Source organism: Rhodanobacter sp. MP7CTX1 (genome assembly GCF_014205795.1).
GTDB lineage: Bacteria > Pseudomonadota > Gammaproteobacteria > Xanthomonadales > Rhodanobacteraceae > Rhodanobacter.
In genome coordinates this window covers 1-15000 of the sequence record NZ_JACHCN010000012.1, presented here as the reverse complement: position 1 = coordinate 15000, position 15000 = coordinate 1, and the positions used below count along the sequence as shown (strand labels likewise).

Annotated in this window: 10 protein-coding genes; 4 read left to right on the top strand and 6 right to left on the bottom strand. The window is 61.3% G+C overall.

Translation table 11 applies throughout. The features are described 5' to 3' along the window. Positions 1-451: 451 nt before the first annotated feature. The 4 genes from HDE77_RS14375 to HDE77_RS14360 form a co-directional block, all read right to left on the bottom strand. Positions 452-3214: a M14 family zinc carboxypeptidase gene (locus HDE77_RS14375; RefSeq protein ID WP_184418300.1), complete on the bottom strand. Its 2763-nt coding sequence runs from the start codon at positions 3212-3214 to the stop codon at positions 452-454. A 188-nt stretch (positions 3215-3402) separates the two neighbouring features. Beyond that, a complete protein-coding gene (locus tag HDE77_RS14370; protein WP_184418298.1) occupies positions 3403-5346 on the bottom strand; it encodes an alpha/beta fold hydrolase in 1944 nt (647 codons plus the stop codon). 285 nt (positions 5347-5631) lie between these two features. After that, on the bottom strand, positions 5632-7935 hold the full coding sequence (locus tag HDE77_RS14365; protein ID WP_184418296.1) for a transferrin receptor-like dimerization domain-containing protein: 2304 nt from the start codon (positions 7933-7935) through the stop codon (positions 5632-5634). Positions 7936-8183: 248 nt separating this feature from the next. Next, entirely contained in the window at positions 8184-9560 is a 1377-nt protein-coding gene (locus HDE77_RS14360) for a hypothetical protein (protein WP_255482734.1), read from the bottom strand. Positions 9561-9773: 213 nt separating this feature from the next. Here HDE77_RS14360 and HDE77_RS14355 point away from each other — a divergent pair, with 213 nt between their 5' ends. Beyond that, on the top strand, positions 9774-10547 hold the full coding sequence (locus HDE77_RS14355; RefSeq protein WP_184418294.1) for a class I SAM-dependent methyltransferase: 774 nt from the start codon (positions 9774-9776) through the stop codon (positions 10545-10547). Between the two features lie 40 nt (positions 10548-10587). On the opposite strand, the gene HDE77_RS14350 is transcribed toward HDE77_RS14355, so the two are convergent. Beyond that, positions 10588-11751, bottom strand: coding sequence for a glycosyl hydrolase family 18 protein (locus tag HDE77_RS14350; RefSeq protein ID WP_184418292.1), 1164 nt, complete (start codon positions 11749-11751; stop codon positions 10588-10590). 192 nt (positions 11752-11943) lie between these two features. Here HDE77_RS14350 and HDE77_RS20560 point away from each other — a divergent pair, with 192 nt between their 5' ends. The 3 genes from HDE77_RS20560 (at position 11944) to HDE77_RS14335 (ending at position 13552) form a co-directional block, all read left to right on the top strand. Then, on the top strand, positions 11944-12114 hold the full coding sequence (locus HDE77_RS20560) for an oxidoreductase-like domain-containing protein (RefSeq protein WP_343206126.1): 171 nt from the start codon (positions 11944-11946) through the stop codon (positions 12112-12114). Between the two features lie 37 nt (positions 12115-12151). After that, entirely contained in the window at positions 12152-12922 is a 771-nt protein-coding gene (locus HDE77_RS14340) for a dimethylargininase (protein ID WP_184418291.1), read from the top strand. Positions 12923-13042: 120 nt separating this feature from the next. After that, positions 13043-13552 (top strand): DUF1993 domain-containing protein, encoded by a 510-nt coding sequence (locus HDE77_RS14335; protein WP_184418290.1) that lies wholly within the window; start codon positions 13043-13045, stop codon positions 13550-13552. Between the two features lie 320 nt (positions 13553-13872). On the opposite strand, the gene HDE77_RS14330 is transcribed toward HDE77_RS14335, so the two are convergent. Then, entirely contained in the window at positions 13873-14595 is a 723-nt protein-coding gene (locus HDE77_RS14330; protein ID WP_184418288.1) for an rRNA pseudouridine synthase, read from the bottom strand. Positions 14596-15000 lie beyond the last annotated feature (405 nt).

The window sequence follows — 15000 nt, the reverse complement described above, 5'->3', positions numbered from 1 at the left end:
GCAAGGGATGACGAGCGGGGGCGGCGTGCCGCCCCAACGTGTAGGCCACGCGTAGCTGATGCGGCCGTATAAAAGGCGAAATACTGCGTACTGCACTCGGCAAAAAAAAGGAGCGAGCCACTGCGTAGCCCGCTCCTTCCACGTCACCTTGTGAAGCCCCTTGCGGGCCAGGCATCTCAGGGGGACTTCGATGCTTTGGCTGTACGTCATGTCCGCTGCGGCGCGTCACCGCGGGGCCGAGTGCGTCCCTGCACTCGTGGAACTTCGGTAGGAAGCCTAGCGATGGGTGAAACGGGCCGGAATGAGAATCTTCTGAATTTGCGCTGAGGCATGGGCGTAGGTTGGGGTCAGCGCAGCGATGCCCAACATGTCTGCGGGGATGCTTGAGGTACCCCTGTTGGGCATCGCTGCGCTCACCCCAACCTACGCAATGCCGACTGTTCTTCAGGCTCTATTTCTGCGCATTCAACTGATCGAAGTGCAGGATCGCGTTGAACACCAGCGGATAGCTGCCGATGGTTTCGCCGCGCCAGATCGGGTTGCCTGCAAACAGCAGCACGTTGCCCTTGCCGTAGTGGGCATCCACCACGGCCGCACGCTCGGCCATTTCATCGCCGCCGTCCAGCAGGCCGGCAATCAGCAGATGCTCGGCGTCGGCGTAATGCAGGATGACTTGCGGCAGCTGATCCGCTGGAATCGCCCACGGGTTGTTGCGCGTCTGATCCGCATTCAATGGCAGCGCCTGCCACGGCTTGGCACTGGGCAGCGCCGGTGGCTCGGCAAACGGCCGGCCTTCGGGGACGTCCATATCGTGCGGGCCGCCGCGTCCGGTTGGACGCTGGAAGTCTTTCGCGGTGGGCAGCCCCTGATCGCCGGTGGTCAGGTTGGATACGCTGAACGACTGGCCCAGCGAGCTGTACATAGCCAGGTCGTTGCTCGCGTAACCCGCGGCGATCGGGCTCTTGCGGTTGACGAAGTTCGCCTGCAGCACGCTGCCGACGACCTTGAGGTTATGCGTGGGGGTGACGAAGACGCCCGGTGCCATGCCGGTGTCGATCGCGAACTTCGCAGTGTCCTCGGCGGTGATCAGCAGGCCGCCCTCGCGCACGAATTGCTTGAGGTTGGCCAGGCCCGTTGCGCCCAGTCCGGGACGGATGTCGTCGGTGCTGTCGATGTGGCCGATATTCGGGGTCAGCTTGGTGGTTTTCCACGGCATCGGATTGCCCCACATCGGTAGGCCGTCAATGATCTGCTGCGAGCCGACACCACCGATCGGGCCGAACAGGATCACGTCGTATTTCGAGTGCAGGTTGCCGATGCGCGCCACGTCCTGCGTGCTGATGTAGGTGTACGGCACATGCAGCTTGTCCAGCGCCATGCGCCACCAACCCTCGGTCTGGGTATCCAGCCAGGTGTGCATCAGCGCAATGCGCGGCACTTTGCCGTTCGGAATATCCAGCGCGGCCAGACCCTGCGGCACCGTCACGGCTTCGCTGACCGGAGTCATCGGCGCCTTGAGGATGGCGTTGTCGGTCACGCGCACGACCTGCACGTCGAACAAGTCTCCCATCGACCAGGCAGTGTCGTCGTACGGATGCTGCTGCGGGTCCTTGGGCGACCAGTACTGGCGGTCCAGCAAGGCATCGGCAATGCGGGAATACGGCTGGTCCATGCGCACCACGTAACTGCCGGCGGCGAAGGTGCGCGAGGTCGGCTTGCCGGGCTTGCCGTCCTCGTCCTTGGTCTTGGGCAGGGTCACCGTAACGGGCGCCGTGGTGCGGCTGATTTCAGAGTGCTGCAGCTGCAGTATGCGCAGCAGCTGAGCTTGTGAACCCGTGCGTTTGTCGTCGGCCGGAAACACATAGGCAGCCGGGCCGGACTCCTGTGGCTTCTCGATCGAGCGCTTGCTCTTCAGGTAGAAGTTTTTCAGGAACAGCTGGCCGTTGTCGGAAAAATAATTCAGCGCAGTCAGCAGGCCGCTCTGCTCGTAATTGTTGTTGTCGCGCTGCGACCAGACGACTTCGGGCAGCGGTGGGTTTGGCTTGAACCAGGTGCGCTGGTATTCGCTGGGGTCGAGCGTGCGCTTCACTGTATCGGCGCCGTCGTTGCCGAAGGTCTCATACAAACGGCTGACGCCGTTGTGCATGGCGGCGATGAACATCAGGTAGCCCGGACTCCAGGTGTCGAAGTCGCCGTGCGTGAACACGCCGGGCATGCCGAACTTGGTCAGCTGCTGCACGTTGTCCCAGCCCAGCTGTTGCCACTCACCGGTGAGGATCGGATCGATCCACGCGTTGTAAGGGCCATCGCCCACGGTGTTGTCGTACAGGAACGGCACCGACTCGTGCAGGTCGTGCAGCACCTGTGCGTGCCAGCCAATATATGTATCCGCTACGTTGCGCGTGAGGTTCAGCGTCATCGCCATGGCGTCGCGGTTGTTGTCATGCGCGACGTAGTGGCCCCAGTACATCAGTGGCGAATAATTCTCGCCCGGGTGCGCCAGATGCCAGTTGTACAGATCCACCATGCGGTCACGGCCATCGACTTCGACAACCGGCGTGATCAGCGTGACGACGTGCGAGCGGATGTGCTTGATGTACGGCGCGTCATCCACCGCGAGGCGGTAGGCCAGTTCCATCAGCGCGGTCGGTGCGCCGGTTTCGGTGGAGTGGATGGTGCCGGTGATGTAGTAGGTCGGCGTGGACTGCGCGATCAGCTGATCGGCAGTGGCGTCGTCCATGTTGATGCTGCGCGGATCGGCCAGCTTGGCCAGGCGCGCCTTGTTCGCGTCCAGGTCGGCCAGCAGGTTTTCATCGGCGATGGCCACCACGATCATCTCGCGGCCTTCCTCGGTCTTGCCGATGGTGAACACTTTCACTCGCGGGCTGGCAGCGGCCAGCGCGCGGAAGTAGCGGTAGACATCGGCCGAATAGGGCAGGTAGTTCGGCGCACCGGAGATGTGCCCCAGCACCTTTTCCGGCGTCGGTACGCTGGCGGACGCGGGCAGGTAATCGGTCAGTGGCGAGTTGAACGTGGGGTCGGTGGTGAACTTGAGGATCTGGTCGGTATAAGCCTGATCAACGGCTTGGCCAGGGTCGCGGGCGTAGCTCGCCGAATCACGCGAGAGTGGCCCTTGGGGATCGGTCGCCGCCCAGGTGCTGAGGGTGCCGAACGTCAACATGACGGTCAGTGAAAGCCGAATGGACACGCGCATGATGATGATTCCCCGGATTGCCTGGCAGCTGATTATTCCACTGTGCCAGAACGGGGATGCTCGCGTGTAGCCCATCAGTTGGGTAGGCACGCGCGCCCGGATGATGTGTCGGTACGGCGTTGGCTGGGGTCGTACTGCTGGCGTGCTCCTGCCGCCTTCGGGCAGGAGCACACCCTGTCAGCAAGGACTCATTGCGAGGCTGTGGCACCAGCGGTGGCGGTCGGGCCAGCCATGGCCACGCCGGGCCCAATGCTCGACCCCACAAACTGCACCAGATTCGTATACAGCTCGGTCAGGTTGGCCTCGTCGTAGAAGCCGTGCATCTCGCCGGGCTTTTCTATCCACTCATGCGCGATATGGCGTTTCAGCAGTTCATCGTGCAGATTGCGTCCCTGTATGGGGGGCACCCGGTTGTCTTTACCGCCGACGACCAGCATGACCTTGGCTTTGAGGTGATCGAGTTGGTTGATCGGCGATCGTGCCTGGACATTTGTATTGTGACCCAGGACACGGTCGAGATAATTGGTGCCGTAAATCGACTGTGGAATATCGCCATGCGTGAACATTAGAGCCAGGTCGTACACGCCGACGTAGCCGATAGCGCATTTGTAGAGATCCGGCTCCTTCACCGCACCCTCAAGGGCTGCGTAGCCGCCGTAGCTGCCACCGAAGATACAAATACGCTGCGGATCGGCGATGCCCTGCGCTATCGCCCAATGGGTGGCGTCGGTGACGTCATCCTGCATCTTGCCACCCCATTCCTGCCAGCCGGCACGCTCGAAGTCATAGCCATAACCACCAGAGCCGCGATAGTTCACCTGCAGCACGGCATAGCCACGGGTTGCGAGCGCTTGTACGTAGTCATCGTAATGCCAACGATCGCGTATACCGAATGGGCCACCATGTACGTAAACCACCATCGGCAGATGTTTGGCATTCTCCTGATTCGGCGGGAAACTGACATAACCCTGCAGCTTCAGACCGTCGCGCGCGGCAAACTCGAACGGCTGCATGCTGGCCATTTGTTCGGGGTTGACCCAAGATGCACGTGCTAGCAAAGGACTAAGTTTGTTGGCGACGCGGTCGTACAGATAGAACGTACCCGGGTCGGCATCAGCTTCGACCAGCAACACACTAAGGCGACCATCACGGGTGCCGGAAACGAAGCGCACGCTTTCGCCGGGGAACTGGTTCATTAGGGTGACAAGCGTTTTCGCAAACGCCGAGCCATTGTCGAACAACACTGCGCCTGGACGACCATCCATGAAGTCCACGCCGGCGGCATCATCCTCTGCGAACCCTTGCAGCAAGCCATCTGCTTCGACTTTTGGATTGCTCCAGACTTCTTTCCATGTGTCGTTTGCCGGATCCCAGCTGCAGAGGCCATGGCCTGCGCTGCCAGCGGAGCAAGCGAAATACGCCACGCTATCGTCGTTGTTGAACCTCAATGGGAAAGATCGCTCCTGTTCGGCTTTAGGCATCTCTTGCCAGCCGTTGCTAGTGAGCGGATGCTGATAAATTATTACTTTGCCTTTGACATCCTCGCCATAGGCAAAGCGTATGTGGCCCTGATGATCGGCGATGAAATTCGTGGCGCTTTTGGGTGTCATGGTGATGCGCACCAGACTGCCGTTGTGTACGTCCATACGGTAGGCGAACCCCTGTATGGTTGCGTCAAGATCTACCTTCGAGTCCCATGAGAACTTCGCGACCAGAATATCGTTCGGATCATCCGGGATCGTGGCGATGAAGTTGGCGAACCCAAGTATTTTCGGATTGCTGCCGTCGGCATCGACCCCGAGCAGTTGGCCGGTGGCCAATGGCTGGTCATAGCCACCCCTGGGCATCCCCACCGTGTACACCACACGGGTAGGCGAAGCCCACCAGAAATTAATGACGTCGTCGTCTTCGCGTGGAGTGACAAGGTTGCCCTTTTTATCGGCAAGTCGGATCAGCGCCAATATGGTCTGACCTTTGACAACGGCAGTCGCCGCCAGATATTTCCCGTCGGGGGAAATCTTTACATTCTTGTATTGGGCGTGCCGCGCCAGGTCAACAAACGATACCGGTTGCGCATGCAGCGCGGCAGTACACAGCAACAACAACGCAACGATCCAATGTCGCAACTTCATGGCCAGACTCCCCTGTAGTGAAATACGTGACCAGGCCCCCGCCTGATCACATCCCCGGTGCATTTATAACAGTAAGGCGCGATGCGCAGCGAGCCCGCATCGGCTTTGGGACGGGAGGGAGCATTTGCCTTCAGGGATTACCACGGTGGCGCAGATATCAGCGATCTGTTCAGCCGTCCGCTGTGCTTGGTCAAGTTTCGGCCTGTTCCAATGCGACCCACAAAAAGGGCGATCCATTCCTGGATCGCCCTTCATGTTGCAGCGGCACAAGCTGATCGGTCGTGGTTATTTCTTCAGTAGTGCGGTCAACTGGTCGAGTTGCGTGCGGTAGCGATCGAGCACCTTGGCGGTGACTGCCGAGTACTGATTGACCTCGGCCCAGCGGCGTGCCTCGATCGCTTCGCGTACACCGGGGACGGTCTTGACGCCGTAGCCGGTCAACATGCCGGGTGCGTAGATCATGTGCTTGAACCAGGGGCGTTCGGGCAGGCCGTCAGGATTGGACAGCGCCTGTTCCATCCGACCCATCAGTTCGTTCAGTTGAAGCTGTTGAGTCGCCGGCATGTGGAAACCGGTAGCGGCACGCGTGTTGTAGGTCGCCGCATAGGCCTGTGCGCTTTGCTTGAGCTGCTTGGCAGCTTTATCCAGCGGTGCCAGATCGATCGCCGGGACGTCCGAATCGCGCTCGGGTGGTGCGACCGGCCGCGTCGGGTCCATGCTGAGTGCGAACGCATGCTGATCGAGCAGCTGGTGCTGCTGCTGGGTGTCCTTGCGAGTATCGTCGACCAGCTTGTGCAACTCGACGACGTAGCGGTCGAGCGTGTCGCTGAAGTCGCCGAAGCGCAGCGGCAGCATGTTCGCATCGGCCGTGCGCAGCGCGATATGGCCGGCGACCTTGGCCAGGGTCACGCCGTATTCGAACGAGGGGTCGCCGAAGCGGATGTAGTGATCGTACGAATCGTAGAGCGAGTGATAGATGCCGCCGTTGTCGTCCTCGCCGCTGAAGCCAAGGTCGATCGAGGCGATGCCCAGGTGTTCCAGGAACGCACTGTAGTCGGAGCCGGAGCCCAGCGCCTGGATCGGCACATCGCCACCTTCCGCCGCGAGCTTGGCCATGTCCTTGACCTCGGGCTTGGCGTCCTTGTCGTTGCCATCGACCATCAGGTGCGCGCGCATGCGCTCACGCACGCTGACGTGCATTTCCGGATCAGTTACGCCGTCCGCCACCTGGTTGATCAGGTGTTGCGCCGAATGGCTGCCACCGGCATCCAGGAAACCGCGACCGTTGGTATCGGAGTTGATGTAGAGAACGGCCTTGTCCTGCAGCTCCTTGGCGTGTGTTTCGGCCCATTCGGTCGAACCCATCAGGCCGGGTTCCTCGGCATCCCAGCTGGCGTAGACCAGGGTGCGGTTGGGCCGCCAGCCCTGCTTGACCAGCGCGCCGATAGCCTTGGCCTCAGCCAATAGCGCGACATTGCCGGCGAGCGGATCCCACGCGCCGAACACCCAGCCGTCGTGATGGTTGCCGCGCACGATCCACTGGTCCGGTGCGGTGGAACCCTTGAGCACGGCGATCACGTCATAGATCGGCTTCTGGGTCCAGTCGGACAACACGGTCAGATGCACTTTGGCGACGCTGGGACCGACGTGGTACGTCAACGGGAGCGAGCCTCGCCAGCTGGGCGGTGCCACCGGGCCGGTCAGTGCCTGCAGCAGCGGCGTGGCATCGGCGTAGGAAATCGGCAGCACCGGAATCTTCAGGATGGTTTTCGCGTCCTTGATCGCCAGGCGCTTGGCATCCGGTGTGGAGCCCACACCGGGCGTAAGCGGGTCACCCGGATACTGCTGCATGTCGGCGACCGAGCCGCGTTGCACGCCTTGCGCCGGACGCCAGCCACCTTGCGGATAGACGTCGCCCTGGGCGTAGCCGTCCTCCTTGGGATCCGAATAGATCAGGCAACCGACCGCACCGTGCTCCTGCGCAAGCTTGGGTTTCAGGCCGCGCCAGCCGCCGCCGTAGCGGGTGATGACGATCTTGCCGCGCACGTCGATGCCGCGTCGGGCCAGGTCTTTGTAGTCGTCCGGCATGCCGTAGTTGGCGTAGACGAGCTCGGCGGTGACATCGCCGTCGCCGCCGAACACGTTGTAAGGCGGCAAGACACCCTGAAGGTTGGAGGTGGCGTCGCCGGCCACGGCCGGTTCGCTGAGGGTGGCCGTGAAGGGATGTGGTCCGAGCAGCTCCAACGCCTCTTTTTTGGGCGAGGGATACAGCACGCTGAAGGTTTCTATATGGGCATCCCAGCCCCACTCGCGAAACTTCGCGAGCATGAAATCGGCGTTGGCCTTGTCGTGCGGTGATCCCACCTGGTTCGGCTGGGAGGACATCTGCTTGAGCCAGTCGCGCAAATCGGCGGGATCGAGTTGCGCGTCAAAGCGCTGCTCCAGACTTTGCTGTGCGGCCGCGCTGGCAGGACTGAATCCAAACATGCCGCCGGTGTCATGGGCGCCATCGCCCGCCGCCGCGGCACTGCCGAACGTTGCCAGCAGGCATGCCAAGGCCAGCACCGGTCGTACTTTCAATCGAGTCATGCGGTGTCATCCCCATCTTCAGTTGATCATCAAACAAACAGCCGCTGCCTATCGGGCCAGACCTCGATCGGCAGCCGCTACATTCCACTGGTTATACCCGGCTGGCGCAATGGCTGCGTAGGGCAGTAGTCATGCTTGCGCGCTCGGAGCGGCCAAGTCGTGACAAACAACCCAAAGCCACAACGCGCTGGCGGCGATCGCGCCGAGCACCAAGATGGCCGTGTCGGCAGTATCCAAGTTGACGGGATTTAACTTGGATCAGGCTTTGCCGGTGGCGCATCGGCAGGTTGATCGCCCACGGTGATGTCCTGCTGGTACAGCATGCCGGCGTCTTCCCCGGTGAACGTCAGCTTGTATTTGCCAGGACGCAGATAGAGCTCACTGGTGGGGGCTTCGTGACCGTTGTTGATGTGTTCGTGGAGGATGGTGTTCAGTGGTATCGGATCCAGCACCAGGCGGTCGGCCGGTATGGAGTCGGCTTCTTCATTGGCATAGCGCGCCTGGACCAGGCACGGATAAGAGCGACCGCACCTGTCGCCTTCCACGAAGAACGGGCTGCGCAGGCCACCAAGGCTTAACCAGGTGGGGCGCCCGCGCAGCAGTTCCTGCGGCGGAAAGAACACACTGACGTCATAACCAGGGCGCAGCGACCAGGGCTTGCCGGCCTTGTCCACGAACACTATCGGGGTCTTCGGCTGCACTTGCTGGATGATCGGGGCGTAGTACGGGTGGTCGTCGTCGCTGGATTGATGGGGGAACAGCATGGTCTGTTCCACGCTGAGCGGATCGATACCGGAAATCTTTGTCAGGTGTTCCACCATGGAGGAGCCATTGAGGAACGCGCCCGTCTTCTGGATATGCGCATAGCCGGCATCGAGTACCAGTCGTGCCTTGGGGTCTTGCTTGAATACCTGTTGATAGATGTTGCGTGCCTGTTCGGCCTCGCGCGCATCGCCAGTCGCATCCGATAGCGCCTCGTAGGCGATCACCTTGAAACCCAGCTTGAGGGCGGTGCGTACCATTTCGGCGCAAATGGGCTCTTCGGTGTAAAAGCCGCTGCCCTTGATCGGGTAGCCGCGCGCTGCCAGTTTCGTATCGGACTGATACAGCGTCTCGGCGGCGAAGTAGTTGAAGCCGTCCGCGCGCAGTTTGCTGAGCAGCTGCACGGTCAGGGTGCGGGTGATCGGTACGTTGTGTGCCTCGTTGAAGAACACCGCCTGGTAGTTCTTGGCCAGTTCGGGAATGACATCCAGCGCAGGACGGGCCGTGTACTCCGTGCTGGCCAGTGGCGAAGGGTTGTCATCGGGCAGTGGGACCTGTTTGATGGAGAAGCTCGACGAGGCATCCGGATAGTCGCCGATAAATGTCTGATACCAGCTCAGGTACTGGCCGAAGATCAAATGGAAGGCCGGATCCTTGTTGCCGGCGTAGGCATACCGCATCACCTGGAACTGGGCCAGCAGTCCCTTGCGCTGGTCGGCATCCCGCATGATCTCCTCGGACTTCTGCGCGGCAACGATCTGCCGGGCTTGCCACTGGGCGGCCGATTGCGCGTGGCCGAGCGTGGTCGCGCCCGCAAACAGCAGCGCGCAGATGAGCATGGGTCCGGCACGAAATGACGACATCAGACGGCTTCCTTTGTCTTCAGTGGGACGGCATGCCAGTTGTACCAGCCTATGCCTCAGCTGTCTCGTGCGAGTGAGCCGACCCTGCCAGAAGGCACCCTGGACGAGGCGGCGGGAAGCCATGTGGATTCAGTGCATGCCAAGTGGCACTGGGCAGTTTGGGCCGTCCAGGAGCAGAATCCCGACCACCATTGTTCACTAGCGGAGTACGTCATGCGTCCGACCGTCCTTGCTGTGTTGATGGCCCTCGCGCTTCCTTCATTGGCGCTGGCCCAGGATTCAAGTTCGCACATCGGCGCCGTCCCGGCATTCGTGACCAACGCGGTCAACGATCCGGCGCGCCAGGCTGATGTGTCGAATGATGCTCGTCGCAAGATCAGCGACGTGATGAAGTTTGCCGAGGTCAAGCCAGGCCAGAGCGTGCTGGAACTGATACCCGGTAGCGGCTATTTCACTCGTGTGTTCAGTGCGATCGTAGGGTCGAAGGGCCATGTCTATGTGGTGTGGCCGAGCGAATACGCGAAAGAGGATGAGGACGATCTGTCTGGCTCCAACAAGCTGGCTGCTGACCCGCATTATGCCAACGTGACCGTGCTGACCCAGCCGGCGAATCAGCTGAGCTCGCCCAAGCCGGTCGACGTGGTGTTCACCTCGCAGAACTATCACGACTACCCCGACAAATTCATGGGGAAGGTCGATCCTGCCGTGCTCAACAAGCAGGTATTCGACGCGCTGAAGCCCGGTGGCCTGTGGGTGATCATCGATCACGTGGCACCGGCCGGCAGCGGCATGCAGGACACCGATACGCTGCACCGGATCGATCCGGCAATCGTGAAGCAGCAGGTGGTAGCAGCCGGTTTTGTGTTTGACGGCGAAAGCAGCGCGCTGCGCAACCCGGCCGATCCGCACACGATCAAGGTGTTCGACAAGTCGATACGCGGTCACACCGACCAGTTCATGTATCGCTTCCGCAAGCCGGCGAAATAACTGCTCGAGTCAGGGATGCTCCGATGGGAACGGAGCATCCCTAGTGCAGGCTCTGCCAGACCGCATCGAGTAATTCGCCTTGCGGGTCCTCACCTTGCTCCCAATACATGATGCCGCCAAGGTGATGGGACTTGACGTAGTCCGCCTTGGCGGCGATTGACTGCGGGTCGTCGTAGCTGATGAAACGATGCGTTGCCGCGTTCCACAGATACGGCGCCTGCGCCACCGTGTCCCAGTAGCGGACGTAGCCGTTGCGGTTGATGAAGTCGGCCTTGAGCTGCGGCCACGGGTGTTCGCCCTGGTAGTGACCGTAGGCCTGGTAGAGACCATCGTGTGCCGGCTGCACGTCGGCGAACTCGCGGCCGTAGAACGCCGCGCCGATCAGCAGTTTATGCGGCCGTACACCAGCGGCGAGAAACTGCTGCACCGCCCGCTCCGTGCTGCGTGCGTCGGCCGGTGCGAGCGTCGAGGTATTCAGTCCGCTGTGATGCCCGGTGGTTGGCGTCATCGAATTGACGAAGTCATAAGTCATCAGGTTGAACCAGTCGAGGCTGGGCTCGATCGCCGCGATATCGATACCATTGACGAAGACGCCGTCGGCGGCCGCGATGCTGAGTGAATAGTGGTCGACGCCCCGATGTGCGTGAGCGTTGCCGACCTGATCGAGCGTCGCGCGCAGCGCTCTCAACAGCAGAGTGAAGTTGGCGCGATCCTGCGGACTGCTCTTGATGCCGGATTCGCCATGGCCGGGATATTCCCAATCCACGTCCAGACCGTCAGCGTTGTTCGCGGCCAGCAGTTGCGCGGCGCTGCTGGCAAATCGTTGCCGACTCTCTGTCGTGCTTGCCGCCTCGGAGAAACCACCGGCGCCCCAGCCACCCACCGAGACGACCACTTTCAGCTGAGGGTTTGCCGCCTTGAGCGTGATGAGTCGATGCAGGCGTTGCGCGTCGTCCGGTTCGAGCACGACCTCGCCGTTGACCAGCTTGGCGAACGCGAAGATCAGCGTATCGATCTTGCCGGCATCTTTTGAGTCAATGTCAGTGCGCACTGTGTCGTAGCCGACGACGCGATAATGCTCGGCGTCTCGCGGCGGCTGTGCTGCATGCATGGCGCAACCGGCCAGCGTACCGACGATGGTTGCCAAAAACAGGGTGCGCCACGGCGAGAACGGTCGGCTTTCAGAAGGAGTGCTGACTTGCATCGTGATGGCTCAGGAGTGGCGGCGATTGCTTGATCTTCGCAGGCGGTTAACGATCTGCCAATGATCGACGACATGATCTTTAGCCAGGCATGCTTGAGTTGTGACGTTGATTGGTCGCACCATCCATCATCTGGACGATCAGGCGGCGAGACGCATGTTGAGGTGGCGAAACTTGCTGCAGGACAAAAAGCCGTGAGCACGATCAACGCCGACCCAGCCGACCCGCCACCAACACGTCCGGTCGAACCGGATGCGGACGATTGCTGCGGCGAAGGTTGTGCGCGTTGCGTGTTTGATGCTTACGGGGAAGCACTCGAACGTTATGAGGCCGCGCTGGCCGCGTGGCGTGCCCGTCATCCCTGAGTGTCTGCCGCCTTGATGTACCTGCCAAGAGAACGCCATGTGGATAGCCGTAACCCGTGAAGTCAGTCCCGCCCTCGCCAATTGCGAGTTGTCGCATATCCCGCGCAGCCCGATCGATGCCGCACGCGCCGGCAGACAGCACGACGAATACCAGCGTGCCCTGGAAGCGCTCGGCTGCCGGTTGATAGTCCTGCCGGCCGAACCGCTATTGCCGGATTCGGTCTTTGTCGAGGACGTGGCGATCGTGCTGGACGAGATCGCGGTTCTGACCCGTCCTGGAGCACTATCCCGACGCCCGGAAGTGGCGAGCGTTGCCACCGTACTGCGCGATTACCGGCCCGTGCTGACGATAGAGGCACCGGGCACGCTGGATGGCGGCGATGTGCTGCGGCTCGGCCGCACGCTATACGTCGGCCAGTCGGCACGCAGCAATGCCGAGGGCATCGCGCAATTGCGTGAACTGCTGGCCGCTTATGGTTATGCGGTGCAGGGTGTGCCGACCCGCGGCTGTCTGCATCTGAAATCCGCTGTCACGCAGCTCGTCGACGACACCTTGCTGGTGCAACCGAAGTGGCTGGATCGCGAACCGTTTGCCGACTTTCGCATTGTTGAAGTCGACCCCGCCGAGCCGCACGCTGCAAACGTATTGCGCATTGGCGATGCGCTAGTGATGCCGGCCAGTTTTCCGCGTACACAGCAGAGACTCATCGACGCCGGCTTCAAGGTCATCGCCGTCGACGTCTCCGAGCTGCAGAAAGCCGAAGGCGCAGTGACCTGCTGCAGCTTGGTATTTCGCGAGGTGGGGTGATCCTGGCGCATGACGTCTTGAATCCGTGGGCGCCAGGATCAGCGGGTATCGGCAGCAACGATGAGACGCGGAACGGTTACGCTATGCGGATCATTCACCGCCCCATCGCAAGGAACCCTCATGTCCCAGACCATGTACGCCAGCTCCGTTTCCGTATTCAAGCAGATGCTCGGCGGTCTCGCCGCGAATCTGGCCAAGGCCGAAACACATGCGGCGGAGAAGAATATCGAGCCGACGGCGTTCACTCAGGCACGGCTGTTTCCGGACATGTTTCCGCTGAGCAAGCAGGTGCAGATCGCCTGTGATTTTGCGCGTGGTGTATCGGCGCGACTGGCCGGTGCCGAAGTGCCGAAGTACGACGACAACGAGCGGACGTTCGAAGAGTTGCGTGGTTTGATCGCCCGCAGCATTGCGTTTATCGACAGCTTCAGTGAGGCGCAGTTTGAAGGTGCTGCTGGGCGTGAAGTCGTGATACGCCCCGGTACACCGAAAGAGCGTCGCTTCGACGGCCAGGGCTATCTGCTGAGCTATGGTCTGCCGCAGTTCTTCTTCCACGTCACGACCGCGTATGCGCTGTTGCGCCACAACGGCATCGAGATTGGCAAGCGCGATTACATGGGTCAGTACTGATCTTTTCGTAGCAGGGCAATTTGTGCCGGGCAGAGCGGTCATGCCCGGCACGTGTTCGCCTGAACGGGTTACCTGAGCGGGCGAGCGGTTACTTGCTGTTCTTCTTCTTTTCCTGCTTGGCGGCCTTTTTCTCTTTCATGGTCTTGGCCGGTTTTTTCTTGTCGCTTTTCTTTGAATCCAAACCCTTGCTCATGTCGCTCTCCGCGGTGTGGTTGGGTGGTATGCAGCGTGTGACACGCAGCGAAGTCTAAGCCGTTCCGGGGCTGGTTGCGCAGAACCTGCCAGAGAAAGCTGCGCCTGGCGGATCAGCCGGGGCAGCTTCAGATCCGGTCGCCCGGAGCCAGATAGCGCCATTGCCCGGCCGGCAATTTGGCGAGCGGGATGCGGCCCACGCGCAGGCGCTTCATCGCCAGCACCTTGAGGCCGACCGCCTCGCACATCGGTTCGATCTGGGTGGGTTGCAATACCTTGAACGCGAAGCGCAGCCGCTGCTCGCTCTGCCAGCTGACTTTGATCGGCGGCATGGCGTAGTTGTTGAAGCGCAACCCGTGATTGAGCAGGGCCAGCCCGTTGGGAATCAGCGTGCCGCTTACATCGACCACGAACTCCTGCTCGACCCGCTCGATGTCCTCGGTGAGCTTGCGGGTAACACGCCAGTCCTGGGTAAAAATCAGCAGGCCGCTGGCGTTGACTGGCAGCGGCAGCGGTGAAGTCAGCCGCTGCAGGTGCCGCTTCAACGGACGCACACCGGACGCGTCATCGGGCGAGCGTGTATCCGGTGTGACGAGCGCGCTGGCCGGGTTCGGGCCGCTGCCGGCGTCGTAGCCAATCGGTTTGTGCAGCACGAGGGTTGCCGGTTCGGTGGCAATCAACTTGGCGCCTGGGTCGAGTTCGACGGTTTGCGTGTCGACCATGAACTGCGGCTCTTCCACCACCACCCCGTCGACCCGCACCCAGCCGCCCTCGATGTACTGCTCGGCCTCACGCCGCGAGCATTGGGCCAACGCGACGACGCGTTTGGCGAGGCGGACGGGTTCAGTCATCGAGGTGCCATTGAGAAGGATGGGGCATTGTAAGCGTCTTCTGCGCTCTCGCTCCTGGGAAGTGTGTGGGGGTGAGGGCTGGGTGCACGCGGGACCGCCCCATTTCTCGTCACCCCTGCGAATGCAGGGGCCCAGCGCCCTTGCCCGTGACCTTGCGCTGCGCTTGTTGCTCTTGTGGGAGCGACTTCAGTCGCGATGCTCTGGGTTTGCTGTTTCGCATGCTTCAGAGTTTCAGAGCTTAAGAGCGTTTCGTCCTCCTGCGGAGGGCGAGTCACTTTTCTCTTGCGTGGCCTGTATAGACCGGAGACATGGGTAACAGACGTGCCAAGACATGGGTTACACCTCGGCAGGAGTTCATTGCCTGATCGAGGTGTCGTTCCATGCCCTGGAAGGAAGCCACACCGA